Source organism: Pseudorhodoplanes sinuspersici (assembly GCF_002119765.1).
GTDB classification, from domain to species: Bacteria; Pseudomonadota; Alphaproteobacteria; order Rhizobiales; family Xanthobacteraceae; genus Pseudorhodoplanes; species Pseudorhodoplanes sinuspersici.
In genome coordinates, this window is sequence record NZ_CP021112.1 from 3486541 (window position 1) to 3506250 (window position 19710).

Below are 19710 nucleotides of genomic sequence, written 5' to 3' on the forward strand. Positions count from 1 at the left end.
CTTCTCTCTCCGCGCTTTGACCTGGATCAAAGTTTGCGCGGCGCAACTAAATCGGTAAAATAGTTTATTCTATCAATCTTCATCGGATTTTCTGATGAAGGAAGGGCCTATGAACCTCTCGTTGCGCCAGCTCCGGTATGTAGTGGCCGCCGCCGATAGCGGTCATGTCACCGATGCGGCCAGGCGGTTGAACGTGTCGCAGCCCTCGATTTCCAGTGCCATTGCGGAGCTGGAAGCCGAAATCGGCGTCCCGCTCTTCATCCGCCACCATGCCCGTGGGGTGACGTTGACCCCCGTTGGCGAGCGGGTGGTGAACGAAGCCCGCCTCTTGCTCAAGCATGCTCAGGATTTCACCCAGAACGCCATCGAACTCGGCGACGCACTGAAAGGCGAAATCTCGGTCGGTTGCTTTCTGACTTTAGCGATCCGGTTCATGCCTGGCTTGCTTGCCGGTTTTGCGCAGAAATATCCCGGCATTACCGTGCAGCTGCAGGAGGGGGATCAGGAAGAGATGATCTCGATGATGCAGGCCGGACGGATCGAACTGGCGCTGGCCTATAATCTTGCCGTACCGGATGAAATCGACGCCGAACCGCTGATCGATCTGCCGCCCTATGCGATCGTTGCCGCCAATCATCCATTGGCGCGCCGCCGCTCGATCAGCCTGAAGGACCTGGCTGAAGAACCCTTTATCCTGTTGGATTTGCCGCATTCGCGGGATTATTTTTTCGGTCTCTTCCGGGCGGTCGGACTGTCGCCGCGCATTGTTTTCCGCTCACGGTCGCAGGAGCTGATCCGCGGGCTGGTCGCACACGGGCATGGCTTTGCGATCCAGAATGCGATCCCCGCCACAACGATCGCCTATGACGGTAACAGCATCGCGGTGCTGGCGCTGGATGAGACGTTGCCGCCGACGCGCATCATGACCTTGCGATTGAAGCACTATGCGACACGCCCTGCTGTCCAGGCTTTCCAGGACTACGTGCACACCGCTTTTTCGACGTCCGGCATCTTCGCGCCGGGATCAATAACCCCGCCCCGGGTCAATCCGGTGAAGAGGCGGTAGTCCCTGGCGCACGAGACGAATGCTTTCCGCGACCTCGCGGGCCGCGACCTCCGGCACGGTGATGCTGGCCAGGTGCGGCGTGATCAGCACGTTGTCCATGCCCCAGAAGACGTGGTCCTTTGGCAAAGGCTCGACCGTGAAGACATCGAGGGTCGCTTCCGCGATTTGCCCCGATTTTAGCGCTGCAATCAGTGCGGTTTCATCGACGACCGCGCCACGTGACGCATTGACCAGCTTTGCGCCCCACGGCAGCAACGACAGGCGTTGCGCATCGAGCAATCCGCGCGTCTCCGACGTCAGCGGCAGCAGGATGATCAGGATCTCGGTTTCGCCGAGGAACGTATCGAGCGTTTCAAGTCCTGCGCTGCATTTGACGTTGGCAATCTGCTTGAGGCTTCGGCTCCAGCCGCGCACATCGAAGCCGACGCCGGCGAGGGCCGCTGCGGCAGGTGTGCCGAGTTCGCCAAGTCCAAGCACTCCGACGCGGATATCCGATAACGCGCGTGGATGCACGTAACGCCATTCGCTGCGGCGCTGAGCGCGCTCGAAAATGGGAATGTCGCGGGCATAGCGGATGGCAGCAAACAGCACATACGACGTCATCAACGATACCATGCCGGTATCGGAGAGGCGCGTAATCGGTACATCCGGCAGGTCGTTGCGTCCGACCAGAGAGTCGACGCCGGCGCCGAGATTGGTCACGAGCTTCAGATTGGGAAACCGCGAAAAAAAGCCGGATGGTGGTTTCCAGGCCAGCGCATAATGCACGTTGGCCGGATCGACGGCTTCCGGATCGGTATGAAAGTCGAGGTCGGGCAATTCGTTGGTCAGCGTGGCTTTCCAGGCCCTCGGGTCGTCGAATTCACTGTAGAAAATAAGCGCGTCGCGGCTCATGCCTTGTCCGCCTTTGCCTTGTCCGCCCTTGCCAGAAGCTCGACCATTGCGGTGATGGCCAGTTCATAGCCGAGCGGTCCGAGGCCGGCGACGATGCCGGTCGCGGCTTTTGAAATGAACGAATGATGCCGGAACGGCTCACGCTTGTAGATATTGCTCATATGCACTTCGATGATCGGCTTTTCGAAAGAGAGCAGCGCGTCGAGGATTGCGATCGATGTGTAGGTCAGCCCGGCGCCGTTGATCAGCAGGCCATCGGCATCCAGCCTTGCCGCCTGGATCCAGTCGATCAACTCGCCTTCATGATTTGACTGCCGAAAGTCCAGGCTGACGCCGAGGCTTTCCGCATGTTGGCGGCAGCGTGCTTCGATCTGCGGGAAACTTTCCGACCCATAGGTTCCCTTGCTGTCCAGCCCGTAGAGATTAGCGTTGGGCCCATTGAGAAAAGTGATCCGCCGTTGCGTCACGGTCTGCTCCGATAAGAGGAAAATTTGCAAGAAGGCATTAGTAAAAGAAGACGTTAGCGAGAGTCCATCCGGATTGATACGGTTATGCTGCTACCGGTTCAAAATGCAAAGCATCGATCGGCGAGAGTTGGACACGATGGAGCAGAGCCCGTCTTCTCCGCGCAACATGAGCGCCCGCTGCTGCATTGTCGGCGGCGGCCCCGCAGGCATGATGCTCGGCTATCTCCTCGGCCGCGCGGGCATCGATACCATCGTGCTGGAAAAGCACGCCGATTTTCTGCGCGATTTTCGCGGCGACACCGTGCATCCCTCGACCATGCAGGTCATGGATGAGCTTGGCTTGTTGCAGGATTTTTTGAAGCGTCCGCACCAGAGAATAAGCAAACTGAGCGGCGAATTCGGCAGAGTCAGGCTCCGCATCGCTGATTTTACACATGTTAAGACAAAGTGCCCGTTTGTTGCCTTCATGCCGCAATGGGACTTTTTGGACTTCATTGCGGATGCTGGCGAACGTTTTCCCAGCTTGAAGATTTTGAAGCGCACCGAAGTTGTCGATCTGCAGTGGAAGGGCGACACGGTGACCGGCGTCGTCGCCCGGACGCCTGAGGGTGAGCTTCGGATCACCGCCGATTTGACCGTCGGCTGCGACGGTCGGCATTCGATTGTGCGCGAGCGTGCCGGACTGGAGGTCGAGGACATCGGTGCGCCGATAGACGTGCTCTGGTTCCGTATCGGCAAGAGCGACGCTTTGATCGATCCGGTGCTTGCTCACGCCGAAAGGAGCGGGTTGCTGATCACACTCGACCGTGGAAACTATTGGCAATGCGCCTATGCCATACCGAAAGGCCAGATCGAAGCCTTGAAGGCGCGCGGCCTTCCGGCGTTCAAGAACAGCGTCGTCTCCATCCTGCCGGCGCTTGCCGAACACATCGATGATCTCAAGGATTGGGACGACATCAAGCTGCTGACAGTCACCATTAACCGTCTGAAAACGTGGTCGCTGCCCGGCTTGCTTTGCATCGGCGATGCCGCCCATGCCATGTCCCCGGTGGGCGGGGTCGGCATCAATCTGGCGATTCAGGATGCGGTGGCGACAGCCAATATTCTGGCGCAGAAACTACGGCATGGCGCCGTGAACGCGGACGATCTCGATGCCGTTCGCGCGCGACGGCTCTTTCCGGTGAAAGTGATTCAGGCGGCTCAAGTGCAGGTCCAGAACCGCATCATCAGTCCGGTATTGCAGGGCGGTGAACTCACGCCTCCACTGCTGCTTCGCATCGTCAATGCGGTGCCGTGGCTGCAGGGCATGATGGCGCGCGGCATCGGCTTTGGCGTGCGGCCCGAACATGTGCGTTCCCCGGAATGCCCGCCTTCACGGTAGACAATTCGGGCGCGCCCTGGCCCGCTAGGGTTCTTCATCCACTTCGGGCGACAATAGTTCGACCAGCTCGGCGACCTGACCGCTCGGCAACGGCTGGCCATCATTGATCAGCGCTTCGTCATTATTAACCCACGCCATCGCTTGAACGAGCTGTTCGGCGGTGGCTTGGGTCGCCACGACGGCTGTGACGAGTTCGTCGTCAACCGGCCCAAGTATCGAAATGATCTCATCGCGCGTGAGAGCAGCCATTCGATTCCTCCTGGCGATTTCGCTATCTACAAAACCGGCGGCGTAACCTGCTGTTCCAACGGGGTCCTCTGCACGCTGCTGCATGACGCCTCAAAGGCGATATCGTCAGTGCCGCAAATGATATGGCGGTGCGGCTCAGCTTCGCAACATCATCGGGTCAATATTGTTCCTCCCGCCATCTTTCCCGGTCCGGGATCAGACCTGCCGGTATTGCCCGCGATAGAATAGCAGCGCATCGCTCCGTTCGGAAAGGTGAAACGCGGCCACGCGCCCGATCGCGATCGTTGTATTGTGGAAGCGGAATGTCTCTTCCAGCGTGCAATCGATCGCGCCGATGGCATCGGAGAAAACAGGGGCGCCGGTCGTCAGTGTTCGCCAGCGGCCCGGCTCGAAACGATCATGGCCCTTGAGTGCGCCGCGGCCACCAAAGGAATCAGCCAGCGCCTGTTCGCTGCCTGGCAAATAATTGATCGCGAAGTGGCGGCTCTGCAGCACCGCCTGGAGCGCGTGGGTGCGGTCATCGATCGAGACAAGCATCGATGGTGGATCGGCCGTGACATGCGTCGCCGATAGCGCCAGGAAGCCGGCCGGGCCGTCCTCGCCTTGCGCGGTGACGACGCTCACGCCGATCGCGCGCATGCCAAGCGCGCGCCAGAATGTCTTGGCATCGATGGGCGCAGTCGTTGAAGGGTTTTCGCTCATGACCTAGCTCCGGCTGCCGGCGGCATGTGTTGCTGGCTTCGCATCGGAACGAAAAAACTGATTCTCGGGGCGTGGCAATCCCAGATGGTCGCGCAGCGTCGCACCACGATATTCCGTGCGGAAGATACCGCGGCGTTGCAATTCCGGCACGACCTTTTCCACGAAATCATCGAGGCCAGCCGGAAGATATGGAAAGTTCACGGTGAAGCCGTCGCTGCCGCGTTGCTCAAGCCATTCCTGCATCTCGTCGGCGATCGTCCGCGGTGTGCCGACGAAGGCGAGGCCGGAATAGCCACCCAGCCGCTGCGCGAGTTGGCGGACGGTCATATTGGTCTTGCGTGCGAGATCGATCACATTCTGCCGGCTGGTTTTGCTGGCATTGCTTTCAGGAATCTCCGGCAAAGGTCCGTCCGGATCGAATTTCGATGCGTCATGACCGAGCGCGATCGACAACGACGCAAGGCCGCTGTCATAGTGAACGAGGCTGTCGAGCCTGGCGCGCTTGTCCTGCGCTTCCTGTACGCTGTCGGCGACGAGAACCATGGCGGCCGGAAGGATCTTCATGTGATCGGGATTGCGGCCGATCTTTTCCATGCGGCCTTTAACATCCGCGTAGAATTTTTGGCCGGCCGCGAGTGTGGATTGTGCGGTGAACACCGCTTCCGCTGTCTCAGCCGCAATCTGCCGGCCGGCATCCGACGCTCCGGCCTGAACGATCACCGGCCAGCCCTGGATCGGGCGTGCAATGTTAAGCGGCCCCCGCACGGAGAGATAATCTCCCTTGTGGTTGAGCACATGCAGCTTGTCCGGATCAAAGTAAATGCCGCTATCGACATCGCGGATAAAGGCGTCGTCGGCCCAGCTATCCCACAGACCCGTCACCACATCGAAGAACTCGCGCGCCCGCCGGTAGCGTTCGCCATGCTCCATGTGATCTTCAAGGCCGAAATTCAGCGCGGCATCGGGGTTTGAGGTGGTGACGAGATTCCAGCCGGCGCGCCCGCCGCTGATGTGATCGAGCGAGGCGAACTTTCGCGCGATGTGATAGGGCTGATCGAAGGTGGTCGATGCAGTCGCGACAAGTCCGATCCGCTCGGTCACAGCGGCAAGGGCCGGTAACAGGGTCAGCGGATCGAACGATGTGACCGTGTGGCTGCGCTTGAGGCTGTCGATCGGCATATTCAGCACGGCCAGGTGATCGGCCATGAAGAAGGCGTCGAACTTCGCGCGCTCCAGGGTTTGCGCGAAGCGCTTCAGATGCGAGAAATTGAAATTGGCGTCGGGATAGGCACCGGGATAACGCCACGCTCCGGTATGCAGGCTGACCGGGCGCATGAAGGCGCCGAGATGAAGTTGCCGCTTGGCTGCCATTGTCGGATCTCCAGAGATCCTACACATAGGCGCGCGCCGGCCATCACGACAAGGCGCCAAATATAATCCAGGTATGATGTCGAAGCGGGCCTGCGGGTCGTTTGCGTCAGGCGGGCGCGAATGCGGCGCCAGTTGTCAGGGCGCGCTTCATCGCGCCGAGCGAGATCGGCAGACCGTCGGCCGGCCCTTGCTGCCGTCCCAAAACGAGCACCTGACAATCCGACAGCCGTCGCAGATAGGCGATCTTCCATCGCGCCAGCCGCGATGCTGTCCACCCGGGCGTCGCCAGCAGAATGAGGTCCGACAGGTTATTGCGCGCCGCGCCGACGATCCGCAATAGACCGCCTTCGCAAACAGCGGTCTGAAAACGGGCGGTGTTCCAGCGTGTCTTGCCGACGAGTTGAATGAGCGCGCTGCGTGTCTCATCCAGAACGGCGGCGTGGTGGAAGCCGTGCGCATAAGCAAGGTCGCCATCGGCGCCGCTAAGGAAGGGCGGACAAAGCGCCAGGAGCTGCAGCGAACACGAGGGATGAATATGCGGACGAATGTCATCCAGGATCGCGGACAGCTCGCTGATCTCGGACGGCTTTACAGGAATAAGGATGCGCCGCGACCTTGAAATCAGCATTCGCTCGTCGAGATTGGCCATCGATCGCATCCTTGTTCGAATGGCGCGATCGTAGGAGCCAATCGCAACCGCTCAAGAATATTGATTGTGCGGTTGCAGCCGGTTTTTTGAGCGCGGCGATGATGGCGGCGGGCGCTTGATGTGGGCAAGCTGAGCCGTGCGCGGCGACGCCGCATCCGCGATGCGCGCGAAGCCTTAAAAGCCGCAAAGGAAGCCGCGAGACAGGTTCGCGCACAGGCGATCAGCATCGCAAGAGTTGTCTAATAAATAGGCAAAAATCATCCGTTGTATGCAATGACGCCGGGGGCATGCGCGATCGAGACGCTGAATCGGTCGGACATTCGTCTGCAATTCTAAAGTTGTTTCAAAAGCTTGCTTGTTTTTCACCAAGTAAAAGCGGGGCTGGCACAAGCCTTGCGGGGAAGACTCCGAAGCCAAATGAAAAAAGGCACCGGAGGCTCTGATGAATCGCCGCGAATTTCTGAAATCCACGACCGCTATTGCCGCGACAACGGCTGTATCGGCTCCCGCCGTCATGTCGTCCGCCAGCGCCCAGGCGCGCAACGAAACGCTTCTCGTCATCCGCGAAGAGGGGCCCAACAATTTCGACATTCACGGCGTCGGCACCAACCGCCCCGGCTACGAAGTGTCGTGGAATTGCTACGACCGGTTGATGTCGCATGGCGTGAAAAAGTTTCCCGACGGCAGCGACTCCTATGATCGCGACACCTTCACGCCCGAACTGGCCGAGGAATGGACCAAGGGCGACATGTCGATGACATTCAAGCTGCGCAAGGACGCCACCTTCCACGACGGCACGCCGGTCACCGCCAAGGATGTCAAATGGTCCTTCGACCGCGCCGTGACCGTTGGCGGCTTCCCGACCTTTCAGATGAAGGCCGGCTCGCTGGAAAAGCCGGAGCAATTCGTCGCGGTCGACGACCACACCTTCCGCGTTGATTTCATTCGCAAGGACAAGCTCACGGTGCCCGATCTGGCCGTCGTGGTGCCTGGCGTCTACAATTCCGAGCTGATCAAGAAGCACGCCACCGAAAAGGACCCCTGGGGTCTCGAATACACCAAGACCAACACCGCCGGCGGCGGTGCCTACAAGGTGACCCGCTTTCAGGCAGGCAGTGAAGTCGTTTATGAGCGCCACGACAATTGGAAGAGCGGAAAGCTGCCGCAGATCAGGCGCGTCATCTGGCGCGTCGTTCCGTCGGCGGGTAACCGGCGCGCATTGATCGAACGCGGTGACGCCGATCTGTCCTTCGACATGCCGAACAAGGATTTTGCGGAGTTGAAGCAGGCCGGGAAACTGCAGATGGTGTCGTCACCGGTTGGCAATGCCTGCTGGTATCTTGGCATGAACTGCAAGAACCCACCCTTCAACAACATGAAGGTCAGGCAGGCGGTGGCCTATGCCATTCCGTACCAGAAGATCCTGGATGCGGTGATGTATGGCGTCGCCAATCCGCTCTACGGGGCGAAGTCCAATACCGTCTCCACCACCGCCTGGCCGCAGCCGCATGGCTATTCGGCCGATATCGCCAAGGCCAAGGCGCTGATGGCTGAAGCCGGCATGGCAAACGGTTTCGAGACAACGTTGTCCTTCAATGTCGGCGAAGGTGTGGTCAGCGAACCGCTGGCAATCCTGGTGCAGGAAAGTCTGGCGCAGATCGGCATCAAGACGACGATCAACAAGATCACCGGCGCCAACTTCCGCAACGAGTTGCTGAAGAAAGAACTGCCGATGATCATCAATGTCTTCGGCGGCTGGCTCGACTATCCGGAATATTTCTTCTTCTGGTGCTATCACGGCCAGAACGCCGTCTTCAACACCATGTCCTATCAGGACAAGGACATGGACGCGCTCATCGACGGTGCGCGCAAGGCCGCTGCCGAAGGCGACAATGCGACTTACGAAAAGGACGTGAAGGGCTTCATCGACAAGGCTTTTGCCGAGGTGCCCCGCATCCCGCTGTTCCAGCCTTATCTCAACGTCGCGATGCAGAAGAACGTGTCCGGCTATCGCTACTGGTTCCATCGTCAGCTCGATTATCGAACGCTCGCCAAAGCATAACAGCAACGGAAGGGAGGGCGCTCTGCAGCGCCTTCTCTTCCGACGGAGGACGGCGATGTTGCGGCAGATCGGCAAACGGCTTTCGATTGCAATCCCGAGCGTGATCGGGGTCATTATCGTCACGTTTCTTCTGACGCGTGTGCTGCCGGGCGATCCGGCGGTCTATTTTGCGGGGCCGGCCGCGACGCCGCAGGCGATCGAGGAAATCCGTAAATCTCTCGGCCTCGACAAGTCGATGCCCGAGCAGTTCGTGCGTTATGTGAAGGATCTGAGCACGGGCAATTTCGGGAACTCACTGACGACCGGACAGTCGGTGGCAAGCGACATTGCATCGCGATTGCCGGCTTCGGCGGAGTTAACCTTGCTCGGCCTCCTCATCTCGATCCTGATTGCGGTGCCGCTCGGCATCGTGGCGGCGGTGAAGCAGGGCTCGGTCATCGATCATGCCTGCCGTATCGTCGCGACAGCCGGCGTGTCGCTGCCTGTGTTCTTCACCGGCCTGATCCTGGTCTACGTTTTCTATTTCAGGCTCGGCTGGTCTCCGGCGCCGCTCGGGCGGCTGGACATCTTCTATTCGGCGCCGCCGCATGTCACCGGCTTCTATTTGATCGACAGTCTTCTTGCGGGCCAGTTCGAAACCTTCCGCGCTGCGCTGTCGCAGCTCATCCTGCCCGCTGCAACGCTCGCGATATTTTCCCTTGCGCCGATCACGCGCATGACCCGTGCCTCGATGCTGGCAGTGCTGGCCTCCGACTTCGTGCGCACGGCCCGCGCCAGCGGTTTATCGCCGCGCGCGGTCATTATCACCTACGCGTTCCGCAACGCCATGCTGCCGGTGATCACGACACTCGGCATGGTGTTCTCGTTCCTGCTTGGCGCCAATGTGCTGGTCGAAAAAGTATTCGCCTGGCCGGGCATCGGCTCTTACGCCATCGAAGCCCTGATCGCATCCGACTTTGCGCCGGTGCAGGGCTTCGTGCTGACGATGGCGATCATGTACGTCCTGCTCAACCTGATGATCGACATGCTCTACGGCGTGATCGACCCGCGCGTGAGGCTTGAAGGATGAACAGCCGTCCCGACCTCGAATCCGCCCATATCGCAGCCACCGATACGCCGGCCATTGCCGTAGCGACGGCTTCGGCAGCGTCCGCGCTTCCGGTTGCTGCACCCAAACAGACCTCGATTTTCGCGCATGCGCGTTATGTCATCGCCGAAAATCCGGTCACCGGCATTGCCTTCGGCCTGTTTCACCTGATCGCCGTCTGCGCGATTTTCGGGCCTTGGATCGCGCCTTACGATCCGCTGGCCAGCAACACGATGTCGGCGTTGCAGGCGCCGTCGGCGCAACACTGGTTCGGCACCGATCAGCTCGGCCGCGATATTCTGAGCCGCGTCATCGTTGCGGCGCGGCTGGATATGGCGATCGCCGTCTCCTCGGTGGCGCTCGTCTTCGCGCTTGGCGGACTATCAGGCACGGCGGCCGGTTTCTTCGGTGGTTGGACCGATCGCATCGTCGGCCGCATCGCCGATACCATCATGGCATTTCCGCTCTTCGTGCTGGCGATGGGCATTGTCGCTGCGCTCGGCAATACCGTCACCAATATCGTCATCGCCACCGCGATCATCAATTATCCGCTCTATGCCCGCGTCGCGCGCGCCGAAGCCAATGTGCGCCGCGATGCCGGTTTCGTGCAGGCGGCACGGCTGTCCGGCAATGGCGAATTCCGCATCATGATGACGCAGATCCTGCCGAACATCATGCCGATCATGGTGGTGCAGATGTCGCTGACCATGGGCTATGCCATCCTTAATGCCGCGGGCCTGTCCTTCATCGGTCTTGGCGTGCGTCCGCCGACGCCGGAATGGGGCATCATGGTCGCGGAAGGGGCGGGCTTCATCGTCTCCGGCGAATGGTGGATCGCGTTCTTCCCTGGCGCCGCGCTGATGCTGGCGGTGTTCTGCTTCAATCTTCTGGGCGATGGATTGCGCGATATCGTCGACCCGCAGCGGCGCACGTGACATGGCACCAGTGTTTTTGTCCGTTCGTCCCCGCGAAGGCGGGGACCCAGAGTCAAGAAGACTGGATTCCCGCCTTCGCGGGAATGAGCGGCGAGTTGAAAGCGCCAATCATCTGAGGAGTGCCCGATGACTGCGGCGACATTGCTCGATGTGCAGGACCTCACCGTCGAATTTATGACCCGGCGGGGCATCGTCAAGGCGGTGCAGCATGTGAATGTCCAGGTTGCCAAGGGCGAAACTGTCGGCATCGTTGGCGAATCCGGCTCCGGTAAATCCGTCACCTCCTATGCGGTGATGCGCATTCTCGATAGGGCCGGCAGGATCGCCGATGGCGCGATTACCTTCTCCAGCATCGATGTGCGCGATGCACCGGAAAGCGAAATGCGCGATCTGCGCGGCCGCGAAATCTCGATGATCTTCCAGAATCCGCGTGCGGCTCTGAACCCGATCCGGAAAGTGGGACATCAGATCGAGGACGTGTTGCTGCAACATGTGCAGGCACAGCCCTCCGACAAGAAACAGAAGGCGATCGAAGCGCTGAAAAGGGTTCGCATCGCGCGGCCTGAGGAGCGCTATCACGCCTATCCATTCGAGTTGTCCGGCGGGATGTGCCAGCGTGTGGTGATCGCGCTGGCGCTGGCCTGTCAGCCGCAACTCCTCATCGCCGACGAGCCGACGACCGGTCTCGATGTGACGACGCAGAAAGCTGTCATGGACCTCGTGGTCGAACTGACACGCGAGCGCGGCATGTCGACCATTCTCATCACCCACGATCTGGGCCTTGCTGCTGCCTATTGCGACCGTGTGGTGGTGATGGAAAAGGGCAAGGTGGTGGAGACGGCCGCTTCGGCGACGATCTTCAAGTCGCCGCAGCACGCCTATACACGCAAGCTGATGCGGGCGACGCCGCGCCTCGGCGTGTCCTTGCGCGACCTTTTGCCCGAAGACGCAACGGCAACGCCGTCGGCATTGCCGCCGCCTGAGGAAAATTTCGACAAGACGCCGCTGCTGGTTGTCTCCAATCTGGTGAAGGAATATCCGCGGCAGGGCGCGTCATCGACGCTTGCGAATTTCTTCCGCAAGAAGGATCAGCTGCCGCTCGCCGAGACATTCAAGGCTGTCGACGGCATCTCGTTCGAGATTAAACGTGGCGAGAGTGTCGGCCTTGTCGGCGAATCCGGCTGCGGCAAGTCGACGACCTCGATGATGATCATGCGCCTGCTCGACCCGACATCGGGCATGGTGACGTTCGACGGGGAGGATATCGGCGCCATTCCGGCAAAGGAATTCGCTAGGTCGCCGATGCGCAAGCGCATCCAGATGGTATTTCAGGATCCGACCGACTCGCTCAATCCGCGCTTCACGGCGGCGCGCGCCATCGCCGATCCGATCATGCGCATGAGCGACATCAGGGGCCGCGATGCCGTGCGTGCCCGTTGCGAGGAACTGGCACGGCAGGTCGGTTTGCCGGTCGAACTGCTCGATCGCTTCCCGCATCAATTGTCCGGCGGGCAGAAGGCCCGCGTCGGCATCGCGCGGGCGATCGCGTTGTCGCCCGAGCTCGTGATCCTCGACGAACCGACCGCCGCGCTCGACGTGTCGGTGCAGGCGGTGGTGCTCAATCTGCTGGAGGACCTGAAACACTCGCTCGGCATGAGCTACCTGTTCGTATCGCACGACCTCAATGTGGTGCGGCTCCTATGCGACCGCGTGATTGTGATGCGCAGCGGCAAGATCGTGGAAGAAGGGACGGCGCAACGCGTGATGGATGCGCCGCAATCCGATTACACGAAAGAGCTTTTGTCTGCTATTCCACATCCCCCGTTGTGAGGATTGAGATGACAGAGCACGACCCGTTGGACGCATGGATTGTGGCCTCGGCCGAACTGATGAAACTGCCGCTCGATCCGGCCTGGCTGCCGGCCGTGCGCCAGAATGTCGAAGTGACGTTCCGGCTTGCCGCTCAGTTTGACGAATTCCCGCTGCCGGATGATGCAGAGCCGGCCCCGGTTTTTGGGACCTGACATGACGGACCTGAGTTTTGCCAAAGGCTGTGAAATCGCTAAGGCCGTCTCAAAGGGAGACGTGTCGGCGCAAACGGTGGTCGAAGCCGCGCTGACGGCCATCCAGACACGCAACCAGACCTTGAATGCCTTCACCGATGTCACCGCAGAGCGCGCGATTGCGCGCGCCAAGACGCTCGATGCCGACCGCGCCGCGGGCAAGCCATTGGGTCCGCTCGCTGGTGTGCCGTTCGCGGTCAAGAACCTGTTCGATGTCGAAGGCCTGCCGACGCGCGCGGGCTCGAAGATCAATCGCGACTTGTCTCCTGCAAGCCACGACTCGCCGCTGATTGAGAAATTGGAAGCCGCAGGCGCCATTCTGGTCGGCGCGCTCAATATGGGCGAATACGCCTACGACTTCACCGGCGAGAACATCCACGATGGGCCCTCGCGCAATCCGCATGATGTGACGCGGATGACCGGCGGCTCGTCGGGCGGTTCGGGCGGCGCGGTGGCCGGTGGTCTTGTGCCGCTGGCGCTCGGCTCCGACACCAATGGCTCCATTCGCGTGCCGGCATCGTTGTGCGGCATCTTTGGATTGAAGCCGACCTATGGCCGGCTGTCGCGGGCGCGCAGCTTTCCGTTCGTTGGCAGCTTCGATCATCTCGGGCCATTCGCGCGCTGCACGCGCGATCTCGCGCTCGCCTATGACGCGATGCAGGGCCACGATCCGGACGATCCCGTCAGCACGACACGGCCGCAGGAGGCAGCCTTGCCGCAGCTTGCGCGCGGTCTCGATGGTTTACGCATTGCGGTGGCCGGTGGTTATTTCCGCAAGCAGGGATTTCCGGAAGCCTATCAGGCGCTCGATCACGTCGCGAAAGCGCTGAATGTCAGCCGCGAGGTCGAGTTGCCGGAAGCGCATCGTGCCCGCGCCGCCGCTTACGTTATCACGACAACAGAAGGCGCCGCGTTGCATCTCGATCGGCTGCGCGCCCGGCCGAACGATTTCGATCCCGCCGTGCGCGATCGTCTCTTGGCCGGCGCGATGATCCCATCGTCGCTGGTGGTGAAGGCGCAGAAATTCCGCCGCTGGTATCGCGAACAGGTGTTGGCCTTGTTCAAGGGTGTCGATGCCATTATTGCGCCAGCGACACCCTGCACAGCGCCATCGATCGGTCAGCAGACGTTCACGCTCGACGGTGTGGAGATGCCGGTGCGCGCCAATCTCGGCATCTACACGCAGCCGATCTCGTTCATCGGTTTGCCTGTGGTGGCGGTGCCGGTGCCGTTGAAGCCGCTGCCGATCGGCGTGCAGATCATCGCCGCGCCGTGGAAGGAGGATGTCGCTTTGCGCATCGCATACGCATTGGAGGAACAGGGCGCGGTGTTGGCGCCGCGGCCGCCTTTGAATTAGAAACTTTCTGTCATTCCTGGTTCGCTCACTTCGTGAGCGCCCCGGAATGACGGAACGGGAGGACTGGAATGGGAATGGAAGTCGATTTGCCGGATGTCGTTGCCGAAGTGACGGCGGAATTCGAGCGTTATGAAAAGGCGCTGGTCACCAACGACGTCACGGTGCTCGATGCGATCTTCCGCGAAGATTCGCGCACGATCCGCTATGGCGCCACTGAGAATCTCTACGGATTCGACGAGATTCAGGCGTTTCGCGCGGGCCGCCCTTCGGCGGGTCTTGAGCGGACATTGTCGAAGACCGTCATCACCACCTATGGCCGCGATTTCGCCGTGGCCTCGACGCTGTTCAGTCGGCCGTCCTCCGGCACGCGGATCGGCCGTCAGATGCAGACCTGGGTGCGTTTTCCCGAAGGCTGGCGCGTTGTTGCCGCACATGTCAGCCTGATGGAACAGCCAAAAGCTGGCTGACATGAATCTCTACTCCCGCGACATCCGTGTTGCAGATCGAGGCCGCCGCACCCTTGCGGAAGAGCTGCGTCTGCAGATCGCGGATGAAATCGTGCGGGGTGTATTGAAGCCGGGCACGACACTCGATGAGACTGATCTTGCCTCGCGTTTCGGTGTGTCACGGACGCCCGTGCGCGAGGCGCTCCGTCAACTGGCGGCGAGCGGGCTGGTCGATGCGCGCGCGCATCGCACGGCTGTCGTGGCGCAACCTGATGAAGGCGATCTCGTCGGCATGTTCGAAGCGATGGGAGAAATCGAAGGCCTCTGTGCAGGGCTTGCGGCCGAACGCATGAGCGCCGTCGAGCGCCGGCAACTGGAGGCCATTCACGAGCAGTTGCGACAATTGATCCAGGTTGGCGATCCGCAACGCCATCATGAAATCAACGAAGCCTTTCATGGTGCTGTCTATGAAGGCGCACACAATGCCTATCTGGCCGATATCGCCATTGCGACACGGGCGCGTGTGCAGCCGTTTCGGCGTGCACAATTCCGCAACCTTGGTCGTCTGGCGAAGTCCTATGTCGAACACGACAAGGTGGTCGAAGCCATCCTGCGCGGGTACCGGAGTGGCGCGACCGATGCGATGCGCGCGCATATCCTCACTGTGCGTGAGGAATACGAGGCTTATGTGCAGTCGTTGTGATTGAAGCATGATCGTTTTGGGTTGGTTCGGCATACACAACCCAGCCCCGTCATCCTGAGGTGCGAGCCAACGGGTCCGCGCGAAGCGCGGCCCGATGACAGGCTCCGCGAGCCTCGAAGGATGAACGGCCGAGAACTGGGACGTTGGCCGTTGCCCTTCGAGGGCCGCCTTCGGCGGCCACCTCAGGGTGACGGAGATGGTCTGGAGCTCTTCGACCTACGCCGTCGCCCGCTGACTCTCGACAAACGCACGCCAGCCACCAAACTCGGAAATGTCGCGGGCGCCTTTGATCGCTTCCGGCTCGACCAGGAAGCCGTGCACGTTGCGCCCGTCCGACAAGTGGATGGTGCCGATGCCGAGCGGCGAGGGGATCGAGGCCACAAAGCGGCCGAAGCTTTCTGCGCTCATCGCCCAGATTTCAAGATCGATCGCGACACCTTCGTCTTGCGCAACGCGGAGCATGCCGGGTTTCGCCGGCACCGTGCCGCTGAGCGCATAGAGCCGATAATCCGGAGCCGTCTCTGTCTGTTCGACAAAGCGTGCGTTGAGGTCGTGCAATTCGCGATTGAGCGGCATCCCGGAGAGGTGCGCACCGACAACGGCAATTGTGAACTCACCGGGGCGCGCTGCGATGGGAAGATGCGCCAGTGGCGCTTGCTTGATGCCGAGAGCGCCAAGCGGCAATTCGGTCTGTGCATGCACGACACGGCCGAGACTGGCGAGCGCTGCATCCTCGCCGCCGCGGGCAAGGAATGTGACACCATAAGGTGTGCCATCGGCACCGAACGAGATCGGTACGGCCAGTCCGCACAGATCGAGCAGGTTCACGAAATTGGTGTAGGTGCCGAGATTGCTGTTGAGCCGCACCGGATCGGCTTCGAGCTGCGCCACCGTATAGGCGGCTGGTGCGGTCGGAACCATCAGTGCGTCATAGCGCGACATCAAGTCTTGGCCGGCCCGGCGCAGTTCCGCGAGCCGGTAGAAGGCGCGGAAGGCGTCCACCGCCGATAGCTTGGTGCCGCCCAGGATAATGCCGCGCGTGACGGGATGCGTCTCGTCCGAATGTTGTGCGATGAAGTCGCCGACGGCAGCATAGCGTTCGGCGACCCAGGGACCTTCATAAAGCAGCCGCGCCGCTTCCAGCAGCGGTGACACGTCGATCTCGGCGATATCCGCACCCATGTTGCGCAATAAGGCGATGGCGGTAAGGAACGATGCCTCGCTCTGCCGGTCCCCGAAGAAGTGCCGGCCATCATCGTTTGGCACCGCAATCCGCAATGCGGTTGGCGGTGTCCCAAGACTGCCAAGCGGGCGAGCCTGCGAATAAGGATCGTTTTCGTCCTGGCCCGAAATCACGCCGAGCACCGCAAAGGCATCGTCGGAATTGAGGGCGAATACGGAGACACAATCGAGTGTCCTGCAGGCCGGCAGGACGCCGGTGGTGGGAATGAGCCCGAGGCTGGGCTTCAAACCGACAATATTATTGAGGCCTGCCGGCACGCGGCCGGAACCTGCCGTGTCGGTTCCGAGTGCAATCGGGACAAGACCTGCAGCGACAGCCACGGCCGAGCCGGAGCTCGACCCGCCCGGAATCAATTCCGGATTGAAGGGGTTGCGCGGAACACCATAAGGTGAACGAACACCGACGAGCCCGGTGGCAAACTGGTCGAGATTGGTTTTGCCGATGACAATGGCGCCGGCGGCGCGCAGGCGCGCCACCGCCGTGGCATCCGCCTTCGGCATATAAGAGAAGGCCGGGCAGGCTGCCGTGGTGGGCAGTCCGGCGACGTCGATGTTATCCTTGATCGCGACCGGCACGCCGAAGAGCGGTTTGCCGTCTGGGCCCTCTGCCGTCAGAGCGCGGGCCTCAGCGAGCGCTTCGGCCTCGTCGCGTAGCGTGATGAACACGGCGGGATCGCCATAGGCCCGAATCCGCTCATAGCTGCGCCGGATCGTCTGTTCGGGAGTGATTGTGCCGGATCGGTGCGCGGCCAGGATGTCGCTGACAGTTTCGTTCATTGGCTCAAAAATACTATCTTTTCGCCGGCCACCTTAGGCGGCGCCCTGGCGATGCGCAAATGCGCGACATCATATGTGGATGAGTATACTTAGTGCCGCGATTTTGAAGTTCCTGCATCATTTGCAGCAAGCTCCTGTCAGGAACTTCAAAATCGCGGCACTAGAATCATTGACTTGCTAGTGCACCTTGGTTTCCGAAGTTCGTGGATGAGATTGCCGCAGATACAGCACGAACTTCGGAAACGGTGCACTAGGTACCCCGTGTGGCCCGATTCCTGCTTGTTTTTTCACCTTTGACGAAACGCGGGTGACATTGGGTTGAGCAAGGATTCTCGTCCAGACAAGCAGGCCAGCCGATCGGCAGCCGGAATGGATCTGAACGTCAAAATTGTCATTGTGGATGAAAGTCCGGTGCGCTCGGCCATCTTGGAGGAGGGGCTGCGCGAGGCCGGCTTTATGGACGTCACCCGGATCGCCGAGATGACGAACCTGCTGGCGCGCATCTATGCCATCGATCCCGATGTCATCCTCATCGACCTGGAAAATCCAAGTCGCGATGTCCTCGAGCAGATGTTTCAGGTCAGCCGCATCGTGAAGCGGCCGATCGCGATGTTTGTCGACCAGAGCGACACCGCGTCGATCCAGGCGTCGGTCGATGCCGGGGTCGCCTCCTACATCGTTGATGGCCTCAAGAAGGAACGGATCAAGCACATCCTCGATACCTGTATCTCGCGCTTCAATGCCTTCGCGCGCCTGCAGGAGGAGCTTGATCGCACCAAATCCGCCCTTGAAGAACGCAAGGTGATCGATCGGGCCAAGGGCATCCTGATGAAGGCGAAATCAATCAACGAAGAAGAAGCTTATGCGTTGCTGCGGAAGACAGCCATGAACGAGAACAAAAAGATCGCCGAGATCGCGCAATCGGTCATCACCGCGTCGGAGATGTTCAAATGACCGAGAGCAGGAAACTTCGCATTGGATTCATTCCGCTGGTAGATGCGGCAGCGCTCATTGTCGCCGTGGACAAGGGCTTCACCGCGGAGGAGGGGCTAAACGTCGAACTGGTCCGTGAGGTATCCTGGTCGAATGTTCGCGACAAACTGAATATCGGCTTGTTCGATGCGGCGCATTTGCTCGCGCCGGTGGCCATCGCATCAAGTCTGGGGCTTGGTCATGTCAAGGTGCCGATCATCACCGCTTTCGGACTGGGCCTGAACGGCAACGCGATCACGGTGTCGCCCGAACTTTTCAATGCCCTGAAGGATGCGGCGGATGGCGATCTGGCCGATCCAATGGTGTCGGCACGTGCGCTGGCGCGTGTGGTGATGAATCGGAAGGCGCGGGGCGAGGAGCCGCTCACCTTCGGTATGACCTTCCCGTATTCGACGCACAATTATCAGCTTCGGTTCTGGATGGCGGCCGGCGGCGTCGATCCGGATCAGGACGTGCGGCTGATCGTATTGCCGCCGCCTTACATGGTGGAAAGCCTCGCCAACAAACATGTCGATGCCTTCTGCGTCGGCGCCCCGTGGAATTCGGTGGCCGTTGATCTCGGCATCGGTCGCATCCTGCATTTCGTCTCGGAAATCCTCGAGCGCGCCGCGGAGAAAGTGTTGGCCGTTCGCGCGCGCTGGGCGGAAGACAATCCGGATATGTTCCACAAACTCGTGCGGGCGCACGGGCGAGCGGCGGCCTTCGTCGAGGACGAACACAATCATCATGAAGTCGCACGTCTTCTTTCGGCGCCGGGACGGATTGCCGTCGAACCCGAGGTGATCCGCCGCACGCTCGATGGCCGGCTGAAGATTTCGCCCGATGGCACGTATCGTTCGAGCGACCGGTATCTGATGGTCGGCCGCAAGGGAGCCGCGCGGCCCGATCCCGCCCAGGCCGCCTGGCTTTACGCGCAGATGGTGCGCTGGGGCCAGGCACTGATGTCGGCCGAAGGATTGGCGGAGGCCAAAGCGGCATTCCGGCCGGATTTGTACGATAAAATCATCGGCGGCAGCCCGGATTTGCCACCTTCGGAGCCCGCCGACAGGGTGGGCGCTTTCACCGGACCGGCCTTCGATCCCGACAATATCGTCGCTCATCTCGACGGCTGGAAAATCCGCCGCCGCTAAGCCCGAATGGCATTTCGCACTGCACAATAGTTCGGCATCGGGGATGCCGATTGCAGGAATCTTCAGCAGATTCAGGAGCTGCACGTTTTCTGTGCGAAGCCATATCCTACTGAAACTGCTTTAGAATCCCTCTCAA

General features: G+C 60.7%; 19 protein-coding genes. 12 read left to right on the forward strand and 7 right to left on the reverse strand.

The window, feature by feature from the left end:
• The first annotated feature begins 109 nt into the window (after positions 1-109).
• Positions 110-1066, forward strand: coding sequence for a LysR family transcriptional regulator (locus CAK95_RS16905; RefSeq protein WP_086088959.1), 957 nt, complete (start codon positions 110-112; stop codon positions 1064-1066).
• Here the strand turns inward: CAK95_RS16905 and CAK95_RS16910 are convergent.
• Entirely contained in the window at positions 1025-1960 is a 936-nt protein-coding gene (locus CAK95_RS16910) for a 2-hydroxyacid dehydrogenase (protein ID WP_086088960.1), read from the reverse strand. The genes CAK95_RS16905 and CAK95_RS16910 overlap by 42 nt on opposite strands.
• Positions 1957-2427 (reverse strand): type II 3-dehydroquinate dehydratase, encoded by a 471-nt coding sequence (locus CAK95_RS16915; protein WP_086088961.1) that lies wholly within the window; start codon positions 2425-2427, stop codon positions 1957-1959. Before CAK95_RS16915 ends, CAK95_RS16910 begins: the two co-directional genes overlap by 4 nt.
• Positions 2428-2638: 211 nt before the next feature.
• Between CAK95_RS16915 and CAK95_RS16920 the strand changes: the two genes are divergently transcribed.
• Positions 2639-3808: an FAD-dependent oxidoreductase gene (locus CAK95_RS16920; protein WP_342588014.1), complete on the forward strand. Its 1170-nt coding sequence runs from the start codon at positions 2639-2641 to the stop codon at positions 3806-3808.
• A gap of 24 nt (positions 3809-3832) precedes the next feature.
• On the opposite strand, the gene CAK95_RS16925 is transcribed toward CAK95_RS16920, so the two are convergent.
• From CAK95_RS16925 to CAK95_RS16940, 4 genes are all read right to left on the reverse strand, one after another.
• Positions 3833-4057: a hypothetical protein gene (locus tag CAK95_RS16925; protein ID WP_086088963.1), complete on the reverse strand. Its 225-nt coding sequence runs from the start codon at positions 4055-4057 to the stop codon at positions 3833-3835.
• Positions 4058-4252: 195 nt separating this feature from the next.
• The gene (locus tag CAK95_RS16930) at positions 4253-4759 is read right to left on the reverse strand and encodes a flavin reductase family protein (RefSeq protein WP_086088964.1); all 507 of its coding nucleotides are present in this window, start codon (positions 4757-4759) and stop codon (positions 4253-4255) included.
• A 3-nt stretch (positions 4760-4762) separates the two neighbouring features.
• On the reverse strand, positions 4763-6130 hold the full coding sequence (locus CAK95_RS16935) for an LLM class flavin-dependent oxidoreductase (protein ID WP_086088965.1): 1368 nt from the start codon (positions 6128-6130) through the stop codon (positions 4763-4765).
• 106 nt (positions 6131-6236) lie between these two features.
• Complete coding sequence (locus CAK95_RS16940) at positions 6237-6779, reverse strand: hypothetical protein (protein ID WP_120265340.1); 543 nt, start codon at positions 6777-6779, stop codon at positions 6237-6239.
• A 442-nt stretch (positions 6780-7221) separates the two neighbouring features.
• On the opposite strand from CAK95_RS16940, the gene CAK95_RS16945 reads away from it, so the two are divergent.
• The 8 genes from CAK95_RS16945 (at position 7222) to CAK95_RS16980 (ending at position 15432) form a co-directional block, all read left to right on the forward strand.
• The gene (locus CAK95_RS16945) at positions 7222-8841 is read left to right on the forward strand and encodes an ABC transporter substrate-binding protein (RefSeq protein ID WP_086088967.1); all 1620 of its coding nucleotides are present in this window, start codon (positions 7222-7224) and stop codon (positions 8839-8841) included.
• Positions 8842-8896: 55 nt separating this feature from the next.
• Positions 8897-9910, forward strand: coding sequence for an ABC transporter permease (locus CAK95_RS16950; RefSeq protein ID WP_086088968.1), 1014 nt, complete (start codon positions 8897-8899; stop codon positions 9908-9910).
• Entirely contained in the window at positions 9907-10863 is a 957-nt protein-coding gene (locus CAK95_RS16955; RefSeq protein ID WP_086088969.1) for an ABC transporter permease, read from the forward strand. The genes CAK95_RS16950 and CAK95_RS16955 overlap by 4 nt, the downstream gene beginning before the upstream one ends.
• A gap of 126 nt (positions 10864-10989) precedes the next feature.
• Positions 10990-12693, forward strand: coding sequence for a dipeptide ABC transporter ATP-binding protein (locus CAK95_RS16960; protein ID WP_086088970.1), 1704 nt, complete (start codon positions 10990-10992; stop codon positions 12691-12693).
• 8 nt (positions 12694-12701) lie between these two features.
• Positions 12702-12887 carry a DUF4089 domain-containing protein gene (locus CAK95_RS16965; RefSeq protein WP_086088971.1) on the forward strand — a complete coding sequence of 62 codons (186 nt, stop codon included), beginning with the start codon at positions 12702-12704 and terminating at the stop codon, positions 12885-12887.
• Position 12888: 1 nt separating this feature from the next.
• Positions 12889-14283 carry an AtzE family amidohydrolase gene (locus CAK95_RS16970; protein ID WP_086088972.1) on the forward strand — a complete coding sequence of 465 codons (1395 nt, stop codon included), beginning with the start codon at positions 12889-12891 and terminating at the stop codon, positions 14281-14283.
• Between the two features lie 74 nt (positions 14284-14357).
• On the forward strand, positions 14358-14750 hold the full coding sequence (gene hpxZ, locus CAK95_RS16975) for an oxalurate catabolism protein HpxZ (protein ID WP_086088973.1): 393 nt from the start codon (positions 14358-14360) through the stop codon (positions 14748-14750).
• Between the two features lies 1 nt (position 14751).
• Positions 14752-15432, forward strand: coding sequence for a GntR family transcriptional regulator (locus CAK95_RS16980; RefSeq protein ID WP_086088974.1), 681 nt, complete (start codon positions 14752-14754; stop codon positions 15430-15432).
• A gap of 216 nt (positions 15433-15648) precedes the next feature.
• Here the strand turns inward: CAK95_RS16980 and atzF are convergent, their stop codons facing one another.
• A complete protein-coding gene (gene atzF, locus CAK95_RS16985) occupies positions 15649-17451 on the reverse strand; it encodes an allophanate hydrolase (protein WP_086088975.1) in 1803 nt (600 codons plus the stop codon).
• 369 nt (positions 17452-17820) lie between these two features.
• On the opposite strand from atzF, the gene CAK95_RS16990 reads away from it, so the two are divergent.
• Together CAK95_RS16990 and CAK95_RS16995 are read left to right on the forward strand one after the other, a co-directional pair.
• Positions 17821-18405 (forward strand): ANTAR domain-containing response regulator, encoded by a 585-nt coding sequence (locus tag CAK95_RS16990; RefSeq protein WP_086088976.1) that lies wholly within the window; start codon positions 17821-17823, stop codon positions 18403-18405.
• Positions 18402-19574 carry a CmpA/NrtA family ABC transporter substrate-binding protein gene (locus CAK95_RS16995; protein ID WP_086088977.1) on the forward strand — a complete coding sequence of 391 codons (1173 nt, stop codon included), beginning with the start codon at positions 18402-18404 and terminating at the stop codon, positions 19572-19574. The genes CAK95_RS16990 and CAK95_RS16995 overlap by 4 nt, the downstream gene beginning before the upstream one ends.
• Positions 19575-19710: the final 136 nt, after the last annotated feature.

Excerpts from the sequence above, each read along its gene's own strand:
- CAK95_RS16965 (WP_086088971.1), top strand. The coding sequence starts at position 12,702 with ATGACAGAGCACGACCCGTTGGACGCATGGATTGTGGCCTCGGCCGAA.
- CAK95_RS16925 (WP_086088963.1), bottom strand. The coding sequence starts at position 4,057 with ATGGCTGCTCTCACGCGCGATGAGATCATTTCGATACTTGGGCCGGTT.
- CAK95_RS16980 (WP_086088974.1), top strand. The coding sequence starts at position 14,752 with ATGAATCTCTACTCCCGCGACATCCGTGTTGCAGATCGAGGCCGCCGC.
- CAK95_RS16955 (WP_086088969.1), top strand. The coding sequence starts at position 9,907 with ATGAACAGCCGTCCCGACCTCGAATCCGCCCATATCGCAGCCACCGAT.
- CAK95_RS16960 (WP_086088970.1), top strand. The coding sequence starts at position 10,990 with ATGACTGCGGCGACATTGCTCGATGTGCAGGACCTCACCGTCGAATTT.
- CAK95_RS16905 (WP_086088959.1), top strand. The coding sequence starts at position 110 with ATGAACCTCTCGTTGCGCCAGCTCCGGTATGTAGTGGCCGCCGCCGAT.
- CAK95_RS16910 (WP_086088960.1), bottom strand. The coding sequence starts at position 1,960 with ATGAGCCGCGACGCGCTTATTTTCTACAGTGAATTCGACGACCCGAGG.
- atzF (WP_086088975.1), bottom strand. The coding sequence starts at position 17,451 with ATGAACGAAACTGTCAGCGACATCCTGGCCGCGCACCGATCCGGCACA.
- CAK95_RS16945 (WP_086088967.1), top strand. The coding sequence starts at position 7,222 with ATGAATCGCCGCGAATTTCTGAAATCCACGACCGCTATTGCCGCGACA.
- CAK95_RS16990 (WP_086088976.1), top strand. The coding sequence starts at position 17,821 with ATGGATCTGAACGTCAAAATTGTCATTGTGGATGAAAGTCCGGTGCGC.
- CAK95_RS16920 (WP_342588014.1), top strand. The coding sequence starts at position 2,639 with ATGCTCGGCTATCTCCTCGGCCGCGCGGGCATCGATACCATCGTGCTG.
- CAK95_RS16930 (WP_086088964.1), bottom strand. The coding sequence starts at position 4,759 with ATGAGCGAAAACCCTTCAACGACTGCGCCCATCGATGCCAAGACATTC.
- CAK95_RS16995 (WP_086088977.1), top strand. The coding sequence starts at position 18,402 with ATGACCGAGAGCAGGAAACTTCGCATTGGATTCATTCCGCTGGTAGAT.
- CAK95_RS16935 (WP_086088965.1), bottom strand. The coding sequence starts at position 6,130 with ATGGCAGCCAAGCGGCAACTTCATCTCGGCGCCTTCATGCGCCCGGTC.
- CAK95_RS16940 (WP_120265340.1), bottom strand. The coding sequence starts at position 6,779 with ATGGCCAATCTCGACGAGCGAATGCTGATTTCAAGGTCGCGGCGCATC.
- CAK95_RS16970 (WP_086088972.1), top strand. The coding sequence starts at position 12,889 with ATGACGGACCTGAGTTTTGCCAAAGGCTGTGAAATCGCTAAGGCCGTC.
- hpxZ (WP_086088973.1), top strand. The coding sequence starts at position 14,358 with ATGGAAGTCGATTTGCCGGATGTCGTTGCCGAAGTGACGGCGGAATTC.
- CAK95_RS16950 (WP_086088968.1), top strand. The coding sequence starts at position 8,897 with ATGTTGCGGCAGATCGGCAAACGGCTTTCGATTGCAATCCCGAGCGTG.